A 20,074-nucleotide genomic window follows, 5' to 3' on the forward strand; every position below is an offset into this window, starting at 1 on the left:
GACCGACCCGCCACGCATATCCGCTGGTGAAGGTGGCCGCCGCTGCCGGGGAGACCGGTCACGAGGCGTGACGCAGCGGCGGTCACCGTAGGGGTGCTCCCGGACCGTTATCGGCCGAGCAGGCTCAGCGCCGCGTCGACGATGGAACCCGCGTCGATTCCGTGCAGCGCATAGGCGTCGGCGAGGCTCGAGGACTGCCCGAACTCGGTCACTCCGAGACAGCGAATCCGGTCTCCGCGTGCCCCGGCGAGGAACGACAGGGTGTGCGGGTGGCCGTCGAGGACCGTCACCAACGGCGTCGGGTGCGGCTGCGGGAACAGCATGTCCACGATGTTGCCGCCGGTACCGGGGCGCCGCTCGCCACGCTGCTGGAACGATCGGAAGACCAGGTCGGCACTGGTCAGGCAGACGACGCCCGCCGCGATGCCGAGGTTTTGCAGGATCTGAGCCGCTTGCACCACTTCGGGCATGATCGCGCCCATTCCGACGAGCGTCACCTGCTCCGACGCCGGGTCGTGGTCTGTGAGCCGGTATCCGCCGGCGACGGCTTGCAGGCGGCGGCGCTCCAGAAGCGCGGGTTCCTCCGGCAGCCGTGCGAGGTCGGGGTCGACGGGCCGGGTGGAGAGCCGGAAATAGGCCGACGTTCCTCCCGGAATTCCGACCTGGGCCATCGCGTGCAGGAAGGTCCACTCCAGGTCCTGGGCGAACGCCGGTTCCCAGGCCGTGCACGCCGGCTGCTCAAGCCCGATCGACGGAGTCGTGATCGACTGGTGGGCGCCGCCTTCCGGCGCGAGGGTCACCCCGGACGGCGTGCCGACGAGGATCGACTGGCCGCCGGCGTAGATTCCATACGACCACGGTTCGAGCGCCCGGGACACGAACGGGTCGTACAGGGTGCCGATGGGGATCAGTCTGTGCCCCCAGCGGCTCCAGGTGGCGCCGAGCTCACCGAGAAGGCCGACGAGGTTCACCTCGGCGATGCCCAGTTCGATGTGCTGTCCGGTCGGGACTTCTGACCACTTCAGGATCCGCTCGGTGTCGTCAGCGAACCAGTCGCGGCGGTCCGCGATCGACCACACGCCGGTCTTGTTGATCCAGCCGCCGAGGTTGGTCGACGAGGCGACGTCCGGGCTGCAGGTGACTATGTACGGCGCCAGATCCGGTGCGTCGCGAGGGATGTCCGCGAGGAGGCGACCCAGGGCGGCCTGCGTGGATGTGGGCTTGCGGTACGGGTGGCCGAGCGATGTCGGGACGGCCACCTCCGGCACGGGTCGCAGCGGCGGACGCCTGAGCAGTTCGGAGCGCGTCGAGCACAGGCGGCCGGGAGCCGAGTCGGCGCCGAAGCTCCGCCAGGGGTCTTCGAGGCTGGTGCCGCACCGCTCGGCCAGGTCGTGCATCTGCGCTTCGGTCAACAAGGCCGAATGGTTGTTCGGATGCCCTTCCGTGGGCAGGCCGCGTCCCTTGATCGTGTAAGCGAAGACCACGGTCGGCCGGTCGGTCGCGGCGCTGCCGTAGGTGTCCGTGAGGAGGCCGAGGTCGTGGCCGCCGAGGTCGCGGATGGCCGCGGCGAGCCTGCTCGGCTCCAGACCGCCGACCAGTGCGCGGAGCCTGTCACTTCCGCCACCGTCGAGGATCCGGTCGGCTATCTGGGAGGAGTCGACCCGCAGCATTCGCTGGTATTCCTCGTTCGGCATCGCCTCGAGCCTCAGCCGAAGCTCCTCACCTCCGGGAAGCTCGAACAGTTCGCTGATCAGGCGGCCCCACTTCAGCGTGATGACCTGCCATCCCGCGGCGGCGAACATGCCTTGGAGCCGCCTGATCTGGATGTCGGGGACGACGCGGTCCAGCGACTGCCGGTTCAGGTCGACGATCCACAGGAGCTCGCCCATGGAGGAGACGGCGGGATCGGCGATCGCCTCCCAGATGGCTCCTTCGTCGAGTTCGGCGTCGCCGAGCAGGCTGACGAACCGGCCGGCGGCGGGAGCGGCGGCCGAACGCGACCGCAGGTAGCGCAGCGACATCGCGGCCCACAGCGAGGCTGTCGCGCCGATGCCGACCGAGCCGGTGGAGAAGTCGACCGTGTCGGGGTCCTTGATCCGGCTCGGATAGCTCTGGAGGCCGCCCTTCTCCCGGAGCGTGCGCAGATACTTCGGGTCGAGATCTCCGAGCAGGTAGTTGATCGCGTGGAGCACGGGTGAGGCGTGCGGCTTGACCGAGACTCGGTCTTCGTGGGTCAGCTCGTGGAACCACAGGGCGACCATGATGTCGACCATCGACGCCGACGACGCCTGGTGCCCTCCGACTTTCACGCCCGAAGGGTTGGGCCGGTTACGGTTGGCGGCGTCAACGATGGCGGTGGACAGCCAGAGAACCCTGGTGGAGATCTCGCGAAGCGCCGCGGCTTCGTCGTCTGTCAGGCCTGGGCGAGTGGTCGACAGCGGCCGGTCCGAATCGTCCGTGAGGGGCCTGTCGTCCGTCTGAGTCATGTGAATCCTCGATCGCTTGTGGCGCGCGGTGTCCCGCCCCGGCCTGGGCGCCCCTGGTGGTCAGCGCCGAAACGCAAGGCATCGTGACATTTTGTCCTGATACCCGTCGCCGCGGTCGGTCGCCCCCCGTTCGAATCGCGTCAGCCGCCGTACCGCGGGGCGTCAGCGGATCCTGTGGGGGCTGGTGGACAGGGCCGCCCGCAGCGCGGGATGCATCCGGTCGACGACATGCTGCGGATACTCCACCCGCCTGCCGTCCACCCGCACGGCCAGCGCCGGCGGGTCGGCGGCGAAACACCGGTCGCAGCGGCCGGCCGCGCCGACCGGCTGGAACCGCCCGCACCCCGGACACCGGTCCAGGCCGCGCTGCGCGCGGCGAGCGGGCCTGCGCCGCCAGACGGTGAGCCGGTCGGGCACACCCGGCCAGGACGGCAGGCCGAACTCCTCGGCGGGAGTCCAGTTCAGTTCGAGCTCGCGGTGCAGGCGGACGGTGCCGGTGGGACCGTCCGCGTCCCCGCCGACGTAGAGCAGCGTGTCGCCGCGGTACGCGCGCAGCGCGCCGTACCCCGCGGCGTCGTCGTCCGGCGGCGGCCAGCACAGCAGCAGCGTGCGGTGGGGGTCGGCGCGGACCGCCGCCGCGGTGCTCATCGGCTCGACCGGCGCCCAGCGGCGGGCGTCCGCCAGGTGGTACCGGTTGTCTCCGGACTCCGGCGGCGTGGTGTCGACGGCGCGGACGTCGGCTCCGCGTAGGCGCAGCAGGGCGGCCCAGTAGCCGGTGCCGGCGCCGCCCTCGATCACCGGGGAGTGGTCGGCGACGCGGGCCAGAGCCGCCTCGTTCGGAATCGCCCACGCGAGCCTGCCTGCCAGCTCACGCCTGCGGCCGGGGAGATCGAGCACCCGGGCCAGGCCGGGCGTCAGCCGGAACGGGCCGACTCCGGGCGGTCCGCCGGCGAGGATCGCCACCAGATCGAGGTACGGGTTGCGAGCCGGGCCGAGCCGCGTCCGGCCCAGTTCGCCGAGCGCGGCGTGGTAGGCCTCCAGCCGGTGCCTGCCCTCGACCCAGTCCGCCCGGGTGGTCGCGGCCGCCGGGCCTCCCGGCGGCCGAACCGCGTCCGGATAGCGGGCGGCGAAGTCCTCGAACGTCGGCAGTTCGCGCAACTCGTCGAGGGTGATCGGGGCCAGCCACCGGGACCGGTGGGGGTAGGGTCGCCCGGCGGGCAGGTGCCGCCAGCGATCCGGTCCGTACGGCACGACGGCGACGCCGCAACCCGCACAGATCGGATGCCCGTCGACGAGCGCACGACGCCCGCCGAGCAGGAGCGGCCGGACGCCTTCCCCATGACCGGCGGGCGCCGAACCGGTCACAGCCCGAGCACGCTGCGCCGCACCTCGGCGCTGTCGCGGAGCTCGTCGGCCGAGCCGGAAAGCACCACTCGCCCCTCCCCCAGCAGATACGCCCGGACCGAGATGTCGAGCGCACGCTGCACGTCCTGTTCGACCACCACGACGCTCACCCCCCGCTCGTTGATCCGTGCGATCGCGTCGTAGACCTCGTCCACCCGGACCGGCGCGAGCCCCAGTGAGGGTTCGTCGAGCAGCAGCAACCGCGGCTGGGCCATCAGCGCCCTGCCGATCGCGACCATCTGCTGCTCGCCCCCGCTGAGGCTGCCGGCGAGCTGACCGGCGCGCTCGGCCAGCCTGGGGAAGATCTCGTAGACGGCCGCCAGGGTCGCCCGGTGCGTCCCGCGGGCGCCCTTCCGGTAGGCGCCGAGCACCAGGTTGTCCAGCACCGTCATCCGGGGGAAGATCCGCCGGCCCTCGGGCACGATCGCCACGCCGTGCCCGCAGACCCGGTGGCCGCGCACCCGGGTGACGTCGACCCCGCCGACGGTGATCCGGCCCCGGTGCGCCGGGTGGATCCCCGCGACGGCGTTGACCAGGGTGGACTTGCCGGCGCCGTTGGGACCGACGACGCAGACGGTCTCCCCCTCATGGACCTCCATCGCCACGTCCCACAACGCCTGCGCGTCGCCGTAGCGCACGTCGAGATCCCGGATCTGCAACAGCGGCTCAGACATGTGCTTGCCTCCCCAGGTAGGCGCGGATGACGGCGGGGTCGTTGAGCACGACCTGCGGCTCGCCGTCGGCCAGGCAGGTGCCGCGGTCGAGCACGACGAGCCGGGTGGCCAGCTGGTTGAGCACGCGCAGCAGGTGTTCGACGATGACGATGGTGATTCCGCTCTCGTGGATGCGGCGAACGACCCGCACCGCGTTGTCGACCTCGGCGGGGTTGAGCCCCGCGAGCGCCTCGTCGAGCAGCAGCACCTTCGGGTTGGAGGCGACCGCGCGGGCCATCTCCAGCAGTTGCCGCTGGTGCAGGTTGAGGTCGGCAGGGTGGGCGTCGGCCAGGTGGTCCAGCGCGACCGTCGCGAGATGCCGCTCGGCGATCGGGCGGGCCCGGTGCAGCGCCAGCGGCTCGCGGCCGAACATGATGGCCATCGCCACGTTGTCGCGGACCGTCATCGAGTCGAACGGCCGGGGGATCTGGTACGTGCGGGCCATCCCGACGTGGGCGATCCTGTGCGGGGCCATCCGGGTGATGTCCTGCCCGTCGAGGCGGATCACGCCCCTGGTCGGCCGGAACGCGCCGGAGAGCAGGTTGATCAGGGTCGTCTTGCCCGACCCGTTCGGCCCGACCAGTCCCACCAGCTCGCCTTCCCGGATGTCGAGCGTGACGTCCTCCAGCGCGTGGACGCCGCCGAAGTAGCGCGCCACCTGACGGCACTCGATGAGCACCGGGCCGAGCCGGTCGGCCTCGCCGGCGCCGTCCGCGGCGGCGGCCTCCTCGGCGTCATCCGCGTCGCCGGCAGGGGCGGGGCCGCTGTCCGCGCCGGTCCCGGGACCGGCGGGCACCGCTTCTGCGTGTACCGCTTCTGCGTGCACGGCCTCTGCGAGTACCGCTTCGGCGGACGCCGCCTGGTCAGGCGCGACCTCGGCCGCCGCGACATCTGCGGCGGGCCGCCGGCCGAACGGCAGCCGGGCGCCGACTAGGCGCGAGCCCAGCACGATGGCCAGCAGGGAGGCCACCAGCATCCCGACGACCAGCCAGTCGAGGATGTCACCCCAGACGTTGAGCACCGCCAGTCCCCCGCTGACCACGACCAGCGCGCCGAGCGCGACGAGCGGGCGCGCCCGCAGCCTGGCGTACAGGCCGTCCGGGGCGACCGCCACCAGCAGCGCGAGGACGCCGCCGAGGATGATCGAGTTCCATGCGTCCAGGCCGTACGAAGAGAGCCGGTCCTGCAGCGTGACGATCAGCACCGCGCCGATCACCGGGCCCAGCCAGTGGGTGCGACCGCCGAGCACGCCCATCACGATGACGAAGAGCGGGATGGTCAGGCCGAAGACGCTCTCCACGGTGACGAAGCCGATCTGCAGCGCGAACACGCTGCCGGCCACACCGCCGATCACGCCGCTGAGCAGCATGGCCAGCATCTTGTAGCGGAAGGTGGCCACCCCCATCACCTCGGCGACGTCCTCGGCGTCGCGGATCGCCGCGAGCGCCGAGCCCATCCGGCTGTGCTGGACGGCGTACGCGGCCGCGACGGCGACGGCCGCGACCAGCAGGGCGAGCAGGTACTGGAACTGCGGCAGGCCGCCGAACGCGTCGGGCACGTCCGGGATCGGGACCGTGGTCCCCTGTCCGCCGTCGATCGACCGGTTGATCCGGGCGAACGCGGCGAGAATGAACGGCACGGCCAGGGTCAGCAGGGCGAAGATCTCACCACGCAACGAGCCGAGCCGGAACGCGACGGCGCCGACGCCGAGCGCGAGCAGGCCGCAGAGCAGACCGGCGAGCGGGACGGTGAGGAAGTAGTCGACGCCGTGCCGCCCGCTCAGCACGGCCGTGGTGTACGCGCCGACGCCGACGTAGGCGGCCTGGCCGAAGCTGAAGTAGCCGCTGTAGCCCGAGAGGATGTTCCAGCTGGTCGCCTGCGCGATCCAGAAGCAGATCGAGCCGAGCAGGATGAGATAGAACGACGACAGGCCGAGTTGGTCGCTGAACGCGCCCAGGGCGGCCAGGATCAGGAACGCCGCCAACAATCCGATGCCACCCCGGCGGATCATCGGACACCTCCCGCCGCGAACAGGCCCTGCGGACGCAGCAGCAGGGCCAGGATGATTGCCGAGAAGAGCACGAACGGCGCGGCCGCGGGCGACCACACCGCGGAGACGACGCCGGAGATGACGCCCACCAGGATGCCTGCGGCGAACGTCCCCACCACTTCGCCGATCCCGCCGAGGATGACCACCGCGAAGACGGTGCCGAACCACTCGTACGCGGTGTCCGGCGTCAGCGCGTTCGAGAGCGCGAAGACCATGCCGGCCAGGGCGGCGGTGGCGCCGACGATCCCGCCGAGCAGCACGCTGAGGCGGCGGTGGTCGACCCCGAACGCGCCGGCCACCGCCCGGTCCTGGGCGATCGCCCGCATCGCCCGGCCGGCGAAGGTGCGGCGCAGCACCAGGTGGGACGCGAGCACCACCAGCGCGGCCAGCCCGAAGGCGACCAGCGTGGTGACAGGGAAGACCAGCCTGCCGATCGCGACCGACTGGGTGGCGTACGGGTTGACGTCGGCGGACATCCTCCGGAAGTCCGCACTCCAGATGTTGCTCGTCACCTGGATGGTGATGATCAGCAATCCGAAGCTGACCAGCAGCGAGTTGAACTCGGTGAGCCGCAACCGGTCGAACAGCCACTGGATCGCGGCGCCGGCGACGAACATCGCCGGCACGGTGATCACGAGTGTGAGGATCGGGTCGAGGTGCCAGGAGTCGGCCACCTGGAAGGTGAGGTACGCGCCGATCAGGATCAGCCCGAAGTGGGCCAGGTTGATGACGCGCAGCACGCCCCAGGTCACCGAGAGGCCGGCGGCCATGAGGGCGTAGAGGCCACCGATCAGCGCTCCGGTGAGCGTGGCCTGGATAACGTTCATAGGGGGTCGCCTCGTGGGGCCGGTGCCGCGCGGTGCGCGGCACGTGGTCGGGAAGCCGGGACCGCCGGGTGCGTGGCCGGGGGGAAACCACGCGCCCGACGGCGTTGTGCGGTGGTGGTGCGGAGAGCCCGGATGCCCGGCGTGAACCGGGCACCCGGGGGGTCAGGAGCGGGGGCCCTCCAGCTGCGCGGCGGCCCGGTCGGCCGGCCACACGGTGACCCAGTCGCCGTTCTGGATCTGCTTGATGGTCTGCGTGGTGGGCCAGAAGTTCTGCACCTTCGGGTCGAACGTCAGGTGCCCGCTGAACGTCGTGTCCGCGCCCTTCTGGTGCAGCGTGTCGCACATCTTCCGCTGGTCCGTCCCGCCGCTTTCCTTGACCGCGTCGGTGAGGATCTCCCAGGCGTTCCACGACGCCGCCGCCTGGGTCTCGAAGACCGTGTACGGCAGCTTCGCCGCCTCGGCGCGCTTGGTGAAGTCGGCGGTGATCTCGGTGGCCGCCGGGCCGAGCTTGTCGAGGGTCGGCTTGTTCGGCTCGAACATCGAGACCGACAACATGCCCTCGGCCTCGTCGCCGAGGGCCAGCAGCGGCCCGGGTGCGGGGAACAGCCCGAACATCTGCTTCGGCCGGTAGTCGAGCTGGGCCATCGCCTGCAGGATGTTCGCCGCGTCCACGCCGAGGCCGTTGTCGATGACCAGGTCGGGGTCGGCGTCGCGGACCTGGGCGGCGATCGGTGCCCAGTCCGTGGTGGTCGGCGGGTAGTGGATGTCGGCCACCACGTCGAGGCCGCGCTCCTTGGCGATGCTCAGCGTGCCGGACTTGTCGTCGCCGAAACCGTCGGAGACGAACGCGGCCGACCCGCTCTGGCTGGTCAGGACCGCGATCCGCTTCGGCGGTGTGGGCAGCGAGGCCACCGCGTCGAACAGCTGGTTGGGGATGAAGCTGTTCGGCGTGGGGCTGATCGACCAGGCGGGGAACTGGCACTCGTACGTCAGCTGCGGGGCCAGCACGGCGCTGTGCTGGGGCATGACGTACCCGTGCCGCTGGGCGACCGCCATCGCCGACAGGATGTTCGGGGTCGCGTACGGGCCGAGGATCAGGTCGACCTTGTCCTGACTGATCAGGCGCTCGTAGAGCTGGCTGACCTTGGCCTGGTCCGACTGGTCGTCGACGACCTTCCACTCGACCTTGCGGCCGAGCAGCCCTCCGTTCGCGTTGAGCCGGTCAACGAACTCCTCACCGGCGATCTTGTGGATCTGCCCGGTGGCCGCGAACGCGCCGGTCAGCGACAAAGTGGAGCCGACGACGATGGGCTTGTCGCTGTCCCCGCCGGAGCCCGAGCCGTTGCCGCATCCCGCGGCCGCGGCGCCGAGCACCAGGGCGGTGCCGATGACAGCTAGGGAGCGCCTGCGCATCTGGATATGACCTTTCTTTGGGGGGTGCGAGACCGCGGGACGGTCAGCGCACGGCGCCGGTGTCGTGCACGACGGCGCCGCCGACCACGGTCAGGACCGACGAGAGCGACTTGAGCCGCTCGTCGGGGACGGTGAAGTAGTCGTCGTTGAGCACGACCACGTCGCCGAGGCGGCCGACCTCGAGGCTGCCGAGCAGGTCCTCGTCCTCTCCGCCGAGAAACCACTGGTTGTCGCGGGTGTAGAGGCGCAGCAACTCCTGGCGGGTGATCTGCTGGCCGGCGTTGATCACGTCGCCGCGGGCGTTCTTGCCGGTGACCGCGTAGTACGCGTGGATCCACGGGTTCATCGGCGCGATCTGCATGCCGTCCGAGCTCATCCCGGCGGGGATGCCGTTGTCGACGATCATGCGGAAGGGCGGGCCCGCCGCGGCACCGGTGCCGGCGAGGTACTGCCACCCGGTGAGGTTGACCCCGCCGCCGATCGCCTTGAGGCGGTTGACGTACTCCTCGGTGATCCGCGGCACGTGGGCGACCACCCAGCGCAGGTCGGCGATGCTCGTCTCCGCGTGCACCGCCTCGAAGGCCTGGATCTGGGTCTGGAAGTCGCTGCCGGTCAGCGAGTGCACCTCGACGCGCCAGCCGGCCTTGGCGGTGCGCCGCGCGGCCTCGAGGAAGACCGGCCCGCCGGAGTAGCTGGCGGCGATGAACTCGCCGATCGAGCCGGTGCGGACCATGTCGTTGCCGAAGAACTGGAACGCGTTGAGCAGCCGCTGGTTGAGCGTCGTCACGTTCGTGTCGGTGTCCTGGTGCAGGTAGTTGATCCGCAGCCGGATGAGTCCCTTGCCCTCGTCGTACACCGAGAGGAAGGGCAGGTTCATCGAGTAGTTGTCCTCGTGGGCGGCGCCGTCGGACGGGGTGTTGGTGGCCTGGAAGGCGCCCTGGTCGAGGTGCGTGGTGACGCCGAGGCTCGCGGCGTAGCGCATCGCGTCGAGCACCCCGCGCTTGCGCTGGTCGAAGGTGAGCGTCTGGCGCAGCGCGAGCGTCGCCTTGCCGGTCTCGGTGCCGCCGGCGATCGATCCGTCCGCTCCGACCGTCACCGGGAGCGCGGCCGCCTCGAAGAACTTCTTCCCGAGGCTGTTGGTGACCGACGGCCCGGTGAAGCCGATGGACAGGTAGACCGGGTGGTGCGGCAGCGCCTTGTCGAGTTCGGCGAGGGTGGGCAGTCGCACCTCCTTGAACTGGTTGAAGTGGAATCCGCCGATGGTGGTGACGAACTCGCCGGCCGGCAGGTGCCGCGCGCGGTCCCGCAGCGTGTTCTGGACGTCGGCGACGGAGTAGGCGTTCTCCAGCGGGGTGTGGTGTCCCGGCCGGTTGCCCATCAGCACGATGTGGTTGTGGCAGTCGATCAGGCCGGGGACGGCCGTACGGCCACGCAGGTCGATGGTGCGCGGGTTGCCTTCGAAGCCGCGGACGGCGGCCCGCTCGTCGTCTCCGACGTAGACGATCTTGCCGTCCTGGATGGCCAGCACGCTGGCCACCCGGTTGCGCCGGTCCATCGTGTGGATCCGGCCGTTGTGGAGCACTAGGTCGGCTCGGAGCGCACCGTCGCGGTACTGCTCATGGGCGGAGGCCGGGCCTGCGCCGGCGGTGGCGCCGACCGCTGCCGCCGCGGCGGCCGCGCCGGCCACCGCTCCGCTGCGCAGGATGCTGCGGCGGGAGAGTCCTCGCTGTTCCTCGTTGCTCATATGAGGTTCACCTCTGTGGGGATGTGCGCCGGCCGCCGGCGGGGGACGTCGGCGGCACGGTGGTGCGGGTGTGGGGCGTGCGCCGCCGTAGAGAACGGCGGCTGGGCGGGATGGGGGGATGGGGGGGATCGTCGGGCGGTTCCGTGCGTCGCCGGTGGCGGGGCACGGTCCGCGCGGGCGGGCGACGGCGGTCAGCCGTCAGGGGCGGCCGCCGCGGAAGGTTGCCCGCAGGCGGCCGGTCTTTCAGTGGTGGGGTCGGAGGGAGCCGCCGGCGGAATCCCGCTGGGGCGGCGTGTCTGTCGGCGTCACACCGTGAGGACCTGCCTCCGGCGCCGCCGCGGCGTCGCGGCGCGGGCCGGCGGCCCGGGGCTCATGCCGCGAGGCCGGGGATCGGCCCGGCCGGCTGCGGTGTGGCCCGGTCCGCGCAACGGTGGACGGCTGACGGTCGAGTGCCGACGGCCCCCGGGCCGGGAGCGGACACAACCACTGGTGACGGTGCCATAACTCTCCTCTGGAGGCCTGAGCCGTTCCGCGTCTCAGTTGCGGACACTCGTCCGCTAGACGGACGTTGCGCAGATCACAATCTGCGCTCATGCTTGGGTAATGTCAAGACTCAAGCCGGAAACAATTGCCCTTCAGGCGGACTGATGTCCGCTAAACGGTCACAGGGCCTCGCCCTTCAGTGGCCGCGGGACCGTCGGGAGCCAGGCGGGCGCGGCCCCGCCCGAGACCGTCGTCACGCGGGCCGTCCCGCCCCGCGCCGGCGGTCCTTCGGCCGCGGCCACCCGGAGGTCCGGGGGCCGACCTCGTGCGGCGCCACGCGGGGTGCGCCACGTGATGAACTGGGACCCGCACACCGCCCCGGACGGCGGAGAGACGACCGGCGACCACCGGCCGGCGGCGGAAACCGAGCGAGCAGACGGATTGAGGCGACGATGGCGCAACGCGGCGAGGGACCCGACTTCATCGAGGCTCTGGCCCGAGGACTGGACGTGATCACCGCGTTCCATGCCGACCATCCGCGGCTGAGCCTCGCCGAGGTGGCCGCCGCGACCGGGCTGGCGCGGCCCACCGCGCGGCGCTTCCTGCTCACCCTCGAGGAACTGGGGTACGTCCGCACAGAGGCCGGCGGCTACGAGCTCACGCCCCGGGTTCTGGAGCTCGGCATGGCCTACATCGGCGCGCTCTCGTTGTGGGACATCGCCCGCCCGCACATGCAGGACCTGGTCGCCACGACCGGCGAGTCCAGCTCGATGGCGCAGCTCGACGGCTCGGACATCGTCTACATGGCCCGGGTGGCCGTACCGAAGATCATCACGTTGCGGGTGCAGATCGGCACCCGGTTCCCCGCGCTGGCGACCTCGCAGGGCAAGGTGCTGCTCGCCGCACTCGACCCGGACGCGCTCGGCGCCGTGCTCGCGCAGCCGAGCCGCTCCGGGGTGCAGCCACGGGTCGAGCACGCCCGCGGCGCGGCCGACGCGATGTTGCGCGAGGTCCGGGCCCGCGGCTGGGCGCTCGCCGACAACGAACTCGCATCGGGCATCCGGTCGGTGGCCGTGCCGATCAGGGACGGGCACGGCGTGGTCAGGGCCGCCATGAACGTGACCGTCAACTCGGCTGAGACCAGCGTGAAGACGCTCGTCGAGCAGCACCTGCCGCGGCTGATCAGGGCGGCGAGCGCGATCAGCGCCGACTGGGCGAGGTGGCAGTCACGGCCCCAGATCGAGGTTCCCGCCGCCGCGGACGCCGCCCGCTCTTCCTGACGGCGGAGGTGAAGTCACGGCCACATCATGGCGTGACGGCCGCGGTCAGACCGGCGACGTCGTCGTCGGTCAGCTGAACGCCCGCGGCGGCCACGTTCTGCTCCAGATGCTTCACCGACGAGGTGCCCGGGATGGGCAGCAGGACCGGTGAGCGGCGGAGCAGCCACGCGAGCGCGAGCTGCGACGGGGTGGCCGACAGCCGGGACGCGATGGCCTCGAGCGGCCCGCCCGGTTTCGCCAGGCCGCCGGTGGCCAGCGGAAACCACGGGATGAAGGCGATCTGGCGGCTTTCGCAGTAGTCGAGCACGTCCTCGGCCGCCCGGTCGGTCAGGTTGTACCGGTTCTGCACCGAGGCGATCGGGGCGATGGCGCGGGCCTTCTCGATCTGATCGACGGTCACCTCCGACAGTCCGATGTGCGCGATCTTTCCTTCGTCCTTCAGCGCTTTCAGCTCGCCGACCTGCTCTTCCAGGGGCACCTCGGGGTCGACGCGGTGCAGCTGGAGCAGCGCGATCCGGTCGACTCCGAGGATGCGCAGGCTCATCTCGCACTGCTGGCGCAGGTAGGCCGGCCTGCCGACGGGCGTCCACTTGTCGGGGCCCTGCCGCGTGAATCCGGCCTTGGTGGCGATGACGATGTTCTCGTCGTACGGCGCGAGGGCGCGGTGGAGCAGCGGCTCGGCGACCATCGGGCCGTAGGCGTCGGCGGTGTCGAAGAGGTTCACCCCGAGCTCGGCCGCGCGGCGCAGGACACGCACCGCCCCATCGGGATCGGCCGGCGGCCCCCACACGCCGGGACCGGTCAGCTGCATCGTCCCGTAGCCGAGGCGGTTGACGCCGAGTGTGCCATCGATCATGAATTGGCCGGACGCTTCGGCCGTCACGGAGGTCATCACGAGATCCTTTCTCAGCCCACCCACACGGTCTTGAGGTTGCAGAACTCCCGGATGCCGTGTGCGGACAGCTCGCGGCCGTAGCCGGAGCGCTTGACGCCGCCGAAGGGCAGTTCCGGGTACGAGATCGTCTTGCCGTTGATGAACACCTGGCCGGCCTCCAGGTCGGAGCTGAATCGTTCCTGTTCCGCCTCGTCGTCGGTCCACGCGTTGGACCCGAGGCCGAAGCCGGTGGCGTTGGCGATCTCCAGGGCCTCCTCGATGTCAGCGGCCCGATACACCGAGGCGACCGGACCGAACGCCTCCTCGGCGAAGATCCGCATGTCCCGGGTGATGCCGGTGATCACGGTCGGCGGGTAGAACCAGCCCGGCCCGTCCGGACGCCGCCCGCCGCACAGCACGGTGGCTCCGGCGGCGACGGCGTCGTCGACCAGCTCCTCGACGTCCGCCCGGCCCTGCTCGGTGGCCAGCGGCCCGACGTCGGTGGACGGGTCGAACGGGTCGCCGACCCGCAGCCCGCGCATCCGGGCGACGAACCTCTCGGTGAAGGCGTCATAGATGTCGGCGTGGACGATGAACCGCTTGGCCGCGATGCAGGACTGCCCGTTGTTCTGCACTCTGCCGTCCACGGCGGTCTCCACCGCCCGATCCAGGTCCGCCGAAGGCATCACGACGAACGGATCACTCCCGCCCAGCTCCAGCACGGTGTGCTTGACCTCGTCACCGCAGATCGCGGCCACCGAACGCCCGGCCGGTTCACTCCCGGTCAGGGTTGCGGCGACCACGCGCGGATCCCGCAGAATGGCCTCGACCTGCCTGGAGGAGATCAGCAATGTCTGGAAGCAGCCCTCCGGGAACCCGGCGCGGCGGAAGACGTCCTCCAGGTACAGCGCGCACTGCGGCACGTTCGACGCATGTTTGAGCAACCCGACGTCGCCCGCCATCAGCGCCGGCGCGGCGAACCGCATCACCTGCCACATCGGGAAGTTCCACGGCATCACGGCGAGCACGACCCCCAGCGGCTGGTAGCGGCCGAGGGCGCGCTTCGCACCGACCGCGGACGGGTCGGCCAGCGGCTCGTCGGCGAGGAACTCGGCCGCGTGATCGGCGTAGTAACGCATGCCCCTGGCGCACTTGAGCGCCTCGGCGCGGGCCGAGGCCAGAGTCTTGCCCATCTCGGTGGTCATGAGCCGGGCGGTGGCGTCGGCCTCCTTCTCGAACAGGTCGGCGCAGGCCCGCATGAGCTCGGCCCGTTCGCCGAACCCGGTGCCGCGGTAGGTCAGCCACGTGTCGTGTGCGAAGCCGATCTTCTGCTCGACCTCGGCCTCGCTCAGTTCGGGAAACGTCCTGACCGTCGTCCCTGTCGCGGGATTGATCGTGGCGATCGCCATGATCGTCCTCCCCTCCTGGCCGCCTGAGCACTCGCCTGGCCGGCGACGCGACTCTCGATCAGGGAATGCCCAGGACGGACGGGCACGCGTACGGACTCACTTTCGAGGCTATCAACCCTGCTCAGGGCCCTTGTCATCGCGGAAGGCCCGCTCGGTGCCGCCGCTTTCCGCCGAGCGTCCGATCGCTGATCACTTGCGCCGCCGATCGGTGGCGCCCTTGTGCCGCAGCCCCGAATCGGCCATGTCCCCCGCAGGGCGGTGGGCGTCCCACGAGGGGATGCCCACCGCCCTGATGGTGTTGCGCGTCAGCCCTTACGGACGTCGACGTGGACATCGGCCGTCGCGGCCGCGCCGGTGGTGGAGTCGCCCGGGAAGTACCAGCGCCAGTAGCCGTCGGCCGGAGCCTTCACAGAGGTGTCCAGCCGGCCGGTGCGGTCGGTCTTGACCGAGCTCACCGTGGAGTAGGAGTGCGTACCGGCCTTGCGGAACTGCAGTTGCACGTCGCGGCCGGCGTAGCCGGTGTACGTGCCGTGGTCCCAGTCGGCGCGGGTGAGGCCTCCCGTGGCACTGATCTTGCCCTTCTTCCCGGAGAAACCGGCCTTCAGCTTCGCCTCACGCTTCACCTGCGTGGTCGTCGCGACGTCCTCGTAGAGACCCGCCGCAGACACATTCGCCATCCAGGGGCCACCGGCCATGGCGTTGCGCAGGTGGCCCTTGATGTAGATCCAATCAATGAAATCGCACGTCATAGTGGCGGAGTCGGGGTGCTCGCAGTCATAGCGGGGGGCGATGCCGCCGATGACTCCGCCCTCCCCCTGCCACGTTCCGTGAAACAGGGAGGCGGAAATCGGGCCCCGGAAGACGCCACTCGGGTCGGTGACGGTGAACGACATGGTGAAGGTCGAGTCTTCAGTGCCGACGACGATGTCCTTGCCGTCGTTGACGACGACTCGGTCGAAGTGCGGTTGGTCATCGGCCTTGGCTGCGGGCCCGGCAGGCGCGGAAGGGGCCGGGCTGCCGGAAACGGCGGCCTGTCCCGGCACCGCCGGTGCGGCGTCGGCGAAAGCGACGGCACCGAGGCCGCCTGTCATCACCGCACTGACCGTCATGGTTGTAGCGGCCAGCAGACATTTCCATGACAAGGCCGCCGGCTGCATGCGGTGCGAAGAACGTGCGTGCTTCATTGTTTCTCCAGAGCTTTGTGCACGCGATGCGTGCGAATTGGGGATTTCATTCGGCGCAGCGACCGGGCATCGACCACGGTCGCTGTGACATCGAGGACGCGGCGCCGTCCGGAATGCCATCCGGGGACGGAAGCGCTGAGCCGTCTCGGAAGCCACCGGACGCTGCGAGAGGTAAGGCGTTCTCGTCAGGCGAGATCGGGGAGGGCGGTCACCTGCGCCAGCCTGATCATCGTCTCGAACCGGGCCATCTGCGCGTCGTCCAAAGGCGGCGGCGTCTCGCCGTCCCGGGCGGGCATCGCATAATCGGCGATGACCTGCTCCGGCCCGGCCGGGGTGAACATGAAAAGCATCTTCGCTGCGTGCTTGCCCTTGTTCAGGAAGCAGTGGCGGATGCCCCCGGGGACGTGGATGAAGTCACCCGCGACGGCGGTGAACCGATGGTCGCCGTCCAGGAACTCCAGCTCGCCGTCGAGCATGTAGAAGGACTCGTCGTCCGGATGGAGGTGCGGGGGCGGCCCGCCGCCCGCCGGGACGGTGGCCTCGACGAGGCCCAGACCGCCGTTCGTCTGCGCTCCGGTCGCCTTGATCGTGTATACGTCGCCGACGCTCCACACGGTCGGGCCCTGCCCGGACGGTACGTACAGCGCCCCACGGGTGGTGTATCGGGGGTCGCCGGAAGGCTGTAAGGGAAGGCTCACGCCAAGCTCCTTGTTGAGGTCCCAAGGTGGTTGTCGGGGGGCAGGGACTAGGCTGCCGAGCTTCCGATATGTCCACAAGAATGCAGTTTTGTGTGCGTTAGTACCTAGAAGGGAAGTGCTATGGCGGAAGTCGCCGAGTTCGCAGCGGAGCCGGAGGCCTCCTGCGACGATCTCCGGAGCATCCTGTCGCGGGTGGGCGAGAAGTGGGCGCCCCAGGTGATGGGCGAGCTCGACGCCGCGCCGCGGCGCTTCAACGAACTGCTCCGGCTGGTGGCACCCATCACTCCCCGCATGCTGACCGTGACTCTTCGCGGGCTGGAGTCCGACGGGCTGATCACCCGGACCGTGCACCCCACCGTCCCGCCCCAGGTCGAGTACGGCCTCACTCGAGCCGGGCGGAAGCTGTTCGGCATCCTCAGAACTGTTGCGAGCTGGACCGACGAGAACCTTCCCGCAGTGCACTCCGCCCGCGCGGCGTACAGGGCCGCCAACGGCTGACGTCAGGCGTCGACGCCGATCGGCGCATCGGGCGCGACTCCCGCGTGAGGCGTCGTCGGCGGAACCCGCTCACGGGTGCTCGACTCGAGCTTTCAGCGCCGCGCGGCTCACCCGCCACCCGTTGGCATGCTGCTCACCCATCACCTTCCCTGCCCGCCGCCGTCGCGCGTGCCGTCTCCGGGGTACGCGTTTCCGCAGCCGCTGACAAGGGTCACGATCGCCATCTGACAAGACCCGCCTGATTCCTCCGGCTTGACGCATGCCTATATCGGCATATGATGCTGCCCATGGCACGAGCAGCGACGACGTCGGACGTCTTCAACGCGATCGCCGAGCCGCAGCGCCGGGAGATCCTGGTGCTGCTGCGGACGGGTGAGCGGCCGGTGACCGAGTTGGCCCAGGAGCTGGGGATGACCCAGCCGGGGGCGTCCAAACACCTGCGGGTGCTCCGGGAGGTCGGGCTGGTGCGGGACCGCAGGGCAGGCAAGCAGCGCCTGTACGGCCTTGACGCCCGCGGGCTGCGACCGATCCACGAGTGGACCGGCGGGTTCGAGCGGTTCTGGAACGAGAGCTTCGACCGGCTGGACGCGTACGTGCAGGACCTCAAGCAGGCAAGGCAGGAGGAGTAACCGATGGCAGCGACAGGACGGGACGCGCCGGCGCAGTCAGCGACGGCCGACCGCGAGATCGTGATCTCGCGGGTGATCAGTGCCCCACGGGAGCTGGTGTTCGAGGCGTTCACCGAAGTCCGGCACCTGTCGCGATGGTGGGGACCGGAGGGGTTCACCACCACCACGCGGGCGTTCGAGTTCCGTGTCGGCGGGGAGTGGGACTTCGTGATGCACGGACCGGACGGGACGGACTACCAGGAGTGGATCTCCTGGACCGAGATCGCCCCGCCGGAGCGGATCGCGCTGCTGCACGGTGAGTCCCGCGGCGACCCGAACGCCTTCGAGTCGGTCCTCACGTTCGCGCCCGACGGCGCGGCGACCCGGATCGAGATGCACACGGTGTTCCCCACCAAGGAACTGCGCGACGAGGCGGTCGAGAAGTACCACGCGATCGAGGGCGGCCGGCAGACCCTGAGCAACCTGGCTGCCTACGTCACCGAGATCGTTCGGAAGGGAGCTGAGGGCTGATGGCCGGAAAGGTGTTCTTCAGCGTTTCGATGTCGCTGGATGGTTTCATCGCACCCGAGTCCCCCGAGGATTTGATGGGGCAGCAGTGGATGGAACTGCAGCGGTGGATATTCCCGCTGCGGTTCTTCCGGGAGAACCTGAAGCTGGGCGAGGGCGGCAAGGAAGGGCGCGACAACGACATCGTGCGGGAGACGTTCGAGCGCACTGGCGCGAGCGTGATGGGCAAGCGCATGTTCGACGCCGGCGAGCGGATGTGGCCGGAGGAGGCGCCGTTCCACACGCCGGTCTTCGTCGTGACGCACAAGAAGCGTGACCCCTGGGAGCGGCCGGGTGGGACCACCTTCCACTTCGTCAACGACGGCATCGAGACCGCGCTCGACCAGGCCCGCGAGGCCGCCGGCGACCGGGACGTCCGCATCGCGGGCGGCGGCGCGACGATCCTGGAGTACGTGAACGCCGGCCTGATCGACGAGTTCTCGATCGCGCTCTCACCCGTGCTGTTCGGCTCCGGAATCCGCCTGTTCGAGGGCGTGGACGCGGGCCGCGTGGCCCTGGAGCCGGTCCGCGCGGAGCCGACGCAGCGGGTGACCCACCTGACCTACGCAGTCCGGGAGCGGTAACTGTCCCGACCTCAGCGCTCCCCCGGCCGAGGTCGGCAGCGCGGTGAGATCCTCCAAGCTCATCGAATCGTCGCGAGTCGCTGGACCAGAGGGCACAACCAGGGCACATGGCACTGTGAACAGCTACGAAATGGTGAGAACCACCGAGACAACCGTTGCAGGCCATCGCGGTGGTTCAGGGTGTCGCCGCAGGTAGCGGCACGGCGTTAGTCCAGGCAGAACTCGTTGCCCTCGGGGTCGGTCATCACGATGAAGCCCGCGCTCAGCGGAGGCTCGGGCTCGAATCGGCGCACCCGTGTCGCTCCGAGCTTGACGAGCCGGTCGCACTCGGCCTCCAGCGCCGCCATCCGCTCCTCCCCCTGCGACCCGGGAGCCGCACGGACGTCGAGGTGGACGCGGTTCTTGGCGACCTTGTCCTCCGGCACCTGCTGGAAGAACAGCCGTGGGCCGTGCCCGTCCGGGTCCTCGATGGCCGATCTCGTGTTGCGCCGCTCCTCGGGTACGCCGATCCGCTCGAGGAAGTCGTCCCACGCGGCCAGCGGGTCGGCGCCCTCGGGCAGGTCGACTCCGGGCGGGCCGGGGTGGACGTAGCCCAGGGCGTCGCGCCAGAAGGACGAGAGCGCCCGCGGGTCGTGGGCGTCGAAGGTGATCTGGACGTGGCGGCTCATCGGGCTGCTCCGTTCGTCGCGGACTTGGTGTGTGCGTAGAGGTCGCGCAGCAGGCAGACCTCGGACAGATGGTGGATCAGCTCACGGTTGATGTGCAGCACCAGATCGGCCATGGGGGCCTCGGGGAACGGCTCCTTCGCGCCGACGGGGACCAGGAGCCCGGCCTCGCCGACCCCGCGCACCCCGGCCAGCCATACGTCGAGCTGGGTCTCGAGCTGGTCGAGCGCGGCGGCCGCGGTGCCGGCGTACTCCCAGGTCTCGTACGACGCCGCGGGCGCTCCGAAGTGGGCCGCGTTGCGTGCGGCGAGCACGCCGACGATGACGTGAGCGAGCCGCCAGGCGATCGTCGTGAAGGCCGCGGGGACCGGCTGGGGGAAGGCGTAGTCGATCGTGAAGTCCCCCGTGCCGACCTGAACCGGCGCCGTCGAGGTCCCACGTGGGCGCACGCTCCAGGCGTCCGGCGCGGGCGCCCAGAAGTACTCGTCGTCGGTGAGGCCGTCGAGCCTGGCCCGGAGCTGATGGTTCCAGTGGAACTCCCACTGCTCGCGGAGCGTCCGGTTCCAGTTGAGTTCGTCTGCTTCCAT

At 70.4% G+C, this 20,074-nt stretch carries 18 protein-coding genes; 5 read left to right on the plus strand and 13 right to left on the minus strand.

From position 1 onward, the window contains the following. Positions 1-107: 107 nt before the first annotated feature. From Pka01_RS08740 to Pka01_RS08770, 7 genes are all read right to left on the minus strand, one after another. Positions 108-2,486: a thiamine pyrophosphate-binding protein gene (locus Pka01_RS08740; protein WP_203882121.1), complete on the minus strand. Its 2,379-nt coding sequence runs from the start codon at positions 2,484-2,486 to the stop codon at positions 108-110. 162 nt (positions 2,487-2,648) lie between these two features. Continuing rightward, positions 2,649-3,851: a hypothetical protein gene (locus Pka01_RS08745; protein ID WP_203882122.1), complete on the minus strand. Its 1,203-nt coding sequence runs from the start codon at positions 3,849-3,851 to the stop codon at positions 2,649-2,651. Beyond that, positions 3,848-4,564, minus strand: a complete 717-nt coding sequence (locus Pka01_RS08750; protein ID WP_203882123.1) for an ABC transporter ATP-binding protein — start codon at positions 4,562-4,564, stop codon at positions 3,848-3,850. The genes Pka01_RS08745 and Pka01_RS08750 overlap by 4 nt, the downstream gene beginning before the upstream one ends. Further along, on the minus strand, positions 4,557-6,614 hold the full coding sequence (locus tag Pka01_RS08755; protein ID WP_203882124.1) for a branched-chain amino acid ABC transporter ATP-binding protein/permease: 2,058 nt from the start codon (positions 6,612-6,614) through the stop codon (positions 4,557-4,559). The genes Pka01_RS08750 and Pka01_RS08755 overlap by 8 nt, the downstream gene beginning before the upstream one ends. Continuing rightward, positions 6,611-7,480 carry a branched-chain amino acid ABC transporter permease gene (locus Pka01_RS08760; RefSeq protein ID WP_203882125.1) on the minus strand — a complete coding sequence of 290 codons (870 nt, stop codon included), beginning with the start codon at positions 7,478-7,480 and terminating at the stop codon, positions 6,611-6,613. The genes Pka01_RS08755 and Pka01_RS08760 overlap by 4 nt, the downstream gene beginning before the upstream one ends. Before the next feature lie 162 nt (positions 7,481-7,642). Continuing rightward, positions 7,643-8,893 (minus strand): amino acid ABC transporter substrate-binding protein, encoded by a 1,251-nt coding sequence (locus Pka01_RS08765; RefSeq protein WP_203882126.1) that lies wholly within the window; start codon positions 8,891-8,893, stop codon positions 7,643-7,645. Between the two features lie 43 nt (positions 8,894-8,936). Beyond that, complete coding sequence (locus Pka01_RS08770) at positions 8,937-10,637, minus strand: amidohydrolase (protein WP_203882127.1); 1,701 nt, start codon at positions 10,635-10,637, stop codon at positions 8,937-8,939. A gap of 935 nt (positions 10,638-11,572) precedes the next feature. On the opposite strand from Pka01_RS08770, the gene Pka01_RS08775 reads away from it, so the two are divergent. Then, positions 11,573-12,400 carry an IclR family transcriptional regulator domain-containing protein gene (locus Pka01_RS08775; RefSeq protein WP_203882128.1) on the plus strand — a complete coding sequence of 276 codons (828 nt, stop codon included), beginning with the start codon at positions 11,573-11,575 and terminating at the stop codon, positions 12,398-12,400. A gap of 25 nt (positions 12,401-12,425) precedes the next feature. On the opposite strand, the gene Pka01_RS08780 is transcribed toward Pka01_RS08775, so the two are convergent. The 4 genes from Pka01_RS08780 to Pka01_RS08795 form a co-directional block, all read right to left on the minus strand. Next, positions 12,426-13,292 (minus strand): aldo/keto reductase, encoded by an 867-nt coding sequence (locus Pka01_RS08780; RefSeq protein ID WP_203882129.1) that lies wholly within the window; start codon positions 13,290-13,292, stop codon positions 12,426-12,428. A 14-nt stretch (positions 13,293-13,306) separates the two neighbouring features. Then, a complete protein-coding gene (locus Pka01_RS08785; protein ID WP_203882130.1) occupies positions 13,307-14,683 on the minus strand; it encodes an NADP-dependent succinic semialdehyde dehydrogenase in 1,377 nt (458 codons plus the stop codon). Between the two features lie 305 nt (positions 14,684-14,988). Further along, the gene (locus Pka01_RS08790) at positions 14,989-15,840 is read right to left on the minus strand and encodes a hypothetical protein (protein WP_203882131.1); all 852 of its coding nucleotides are present in this window, start codon (positions 15,838-15,840) and stop codon (positions 14,989-14,991) included. Positions 15,841-16,052: 212 nt separating this feature from the next. Continuing rightward, positions 16,053-16,565 (minus strand): cupin domain-containing protein, encoded by a 513-nt coding sequence (locus Pka01_RS08795; protein ID WP_203882132.1) that lies wholly within the window; start codon positions 16,563-16,565, stop codon positions 16,053-16,055. A gap of 120 nt (positions 16,566-16,685) precedes the next feature. Here Pka01_RS08795 and Pka01_RS08800 point away from each other — a divergent pair, with 120 nt between their 5' ends. The 4 genes from Pka01_RS08800 (at position 16,686) to Pka01_RS08815 (ending at position 18,822) form a co-directional block, all read left to right on the plus strand. Further along, on the plus strand, positions 16,686-17,063 hold the full coding sequence (locus Pka01_RS08800; protein WP_203882133.1) for a winged helix-turn-helix transcriptional regulator: 378 nt from the start codon (positions 16,686-16,688) through the stop codon (positions 17,061-17,063). A 287-nt stretch (positions 17,064-17,350) separates the two neighbouring features. Further along, positions 17,351-17,692: an ArsR/SmtB family transcription factor gene (locus tag Pka01_RS08805; protein WP_203882134.1), complete on the plus strand. Its 342-nt coding sequence runs from the start codon at positions 17,351-17,353 to the stop codon at positions 17,690-17,692. A gap of 3 nt (positions 17,693-17,695) precedes the next feature. Further along, positions 17,696-18,202 carry an SRPBCC family protein gene (locus Pka01_RS08810; RefSeq protein ID WP_203882135.1) on the plus strand — a complete coding sequence of 169 codons (507 nt, stop codon included), beginning with the start codon at positions 17,696-17,698 and terminating at the stop codon, positions 18,200-18,202. Then, a complete protein-coding gene (locus tag Pka01_RS08815) occupies positions 18,202-18,822 on the plus strand; it encodes a dihydrofolate reductase family protein (RefSeq protein ID WP_203882136.1) in 621 nt (206 codons plus the stop codon). The genes Pka01_RS08810 and Pka01_RS08815 overlap by 1 nt, the downstream gene beginning before the upstream one ends. Before the next feature lie 206 nt (positions 18,823-19,028). Here Pka01_RS08815 and Pka01_RS08820 read toward each other — a convergent pair whose 3' ends face one another. Beyond that, positions 19,029-19,490 carry a VOC family protein gene (locus Pka01_RS08820; protein ID WP_203882137.1) on the minus strand — a complete coding sequence of 154 codons (462 nt, stop codon included), beginning with the start codon at positions 19,488-19,490 and terminating at the stop codon, positions 19,029-19,031. Then, entirely contained in the window at positions 19,487-20,074 is a 588-nt protein-coding gene (locus Pka01_RS08825) for a DinB family protein (RefSeq protein ID WP_203882138.1), read from the minus strand. The genes Pka01_RS08820 and Pka01_RS08825 overlap by 4 nt, the downstream gene beginning before the upstream one ends.

It is taken from the genome of Planotetraspora kaengkrachanensis (assembly GCF_016862895.1).
Lineage (GTDB): Bacteria > Actinomycetota > Actinomycetes > Streptosporangiales > Streptosporangiaceae > Planotetraspora > Planotetraspora kaengkrachanensis.

What these genes read in the sequence shown, in the direction of transcription:
- Pka01_RS08800 (WP_203882133.1), top strand. Translation starts at nt 16,686, where the DNA reads ATGGCGGAAGTCGCCGAGTTCGCAGCGGAGCCGGAGGCCTCCTGCGAC.
- Pka01_RS08750 (WP_203882123.1), bottom strand. Translation starts at nt 4,564, where the DNA reads ATGTCTGAGCCGCTGTTGCAGATCCGGGATCTCGACGTGCGCTACGGC.
- Pka01_RS08770 (WP_203882127.1), bottom strand. Translation starts at nt 10,637, where the DNA reads ATGAGCAACGAGGAACAGCGAGGACTCTCCCGCCGCAGCATCCTGCGC.
- Pka01_RS08810 (WP_203882135.1), top strand. Translation starts at nt 17,696, where the DNA reads ATGGCAGCGACAGGACGGGACGCGCCGGCGCAGTCAGCGACGGCCGAC.
- Pka01_RS08740 (WP_203882121.1), bottom strand. Translation starts at nt 2,486, where the DNA reads ATGACTCAGACGGACGACAGGCCCCTCACGGACGATTCGGACCGGCCG.
- Pka01_RS08775 (WP_203882128.1), top strand. Translation starts at nt 11,573, where the DNA reads ATGGCGCAACGCGGCGAGGGACCCGACTTCATCGAGGCTCTGGCCCGA.
- Pka01_RS08755 (WP_203882124.1), bottom strand. Translation starts at nt 6,614, where the DNA reads ATGATCCGCCGGGGTGGCATCGGATTGTTGGCGGCGTTCCTGATCCTG.
- Pka01_RS08825 (WP_203882138.1), bottom strand. Translation starts at nt 20,074, where the DNA reads ATGGAAGCAGACGAACTCAACTGGAACCGGACGCTCCGCGAGCAGTGG.
- Pka01_RS08790 (WP_203882131.1), bottom strand. Translation starts at nt 15,840, where the DNA reads ATGCAGCCGGCGGCCTTGTCATGGAAATGTCTGCTGGCCGCTACAACC.
- Pka01_RS08785 (WP_203882130.1), bottom strand. Translation starts at nt 14,683, where the DNA reads ATGGCGATCGCCACGATCAATCCCGCGACAGGGACGACGGTCAGGACG.
- Pka01_RS08765 (WP_203882126.1), bottom strand. Translation starts at nt 8,893, where the DNA reads ATGCGCAGGCGCTCCCTAGCTGTCATCGGCACCGCCCTGGTGCTCGGC.
- Pka01_RS08760 (WP_203882125.1), bottom strand. Translation starts at nt 7,480, where the DNA reads ATGAACGTTATCCAGGCCACGCTCACCGGAGCGCTGATCGGTGGCCTC.
- Pka01_RS08820 (WP_203882137.1), bottom strand. Translation starts at nt 19,490, where the DNA reads ATGAGCCGCCACGTCCAGATCACCTTCGACGCCCACGACCCGCGGGCG.
- Pka01_RS08815 (WP_203882136.1), top strand. Translation starts at nt 18,202, where the DNA reads ATGGCCGGAAAGGTGTTCTTCAGCGTTTCGATGTCGCTGGATGGTTTC.
- Pka01_RS08805 (WP_203882134.1), top strand. Translation starts at nt 17,351, where the DNA reads ATGGCACGAGCAGCGACGACGTCGGACGTCTTCAACGCGATCGCCGAG.
- Pka01_RS08780 (WP_203882129.1), bottom strand. Translation starts at nt 13,292, where the DNA reads ATGACCTCCGTGACGGCCGAAGCGTCCGGCCAATTCATGATCGATGGC.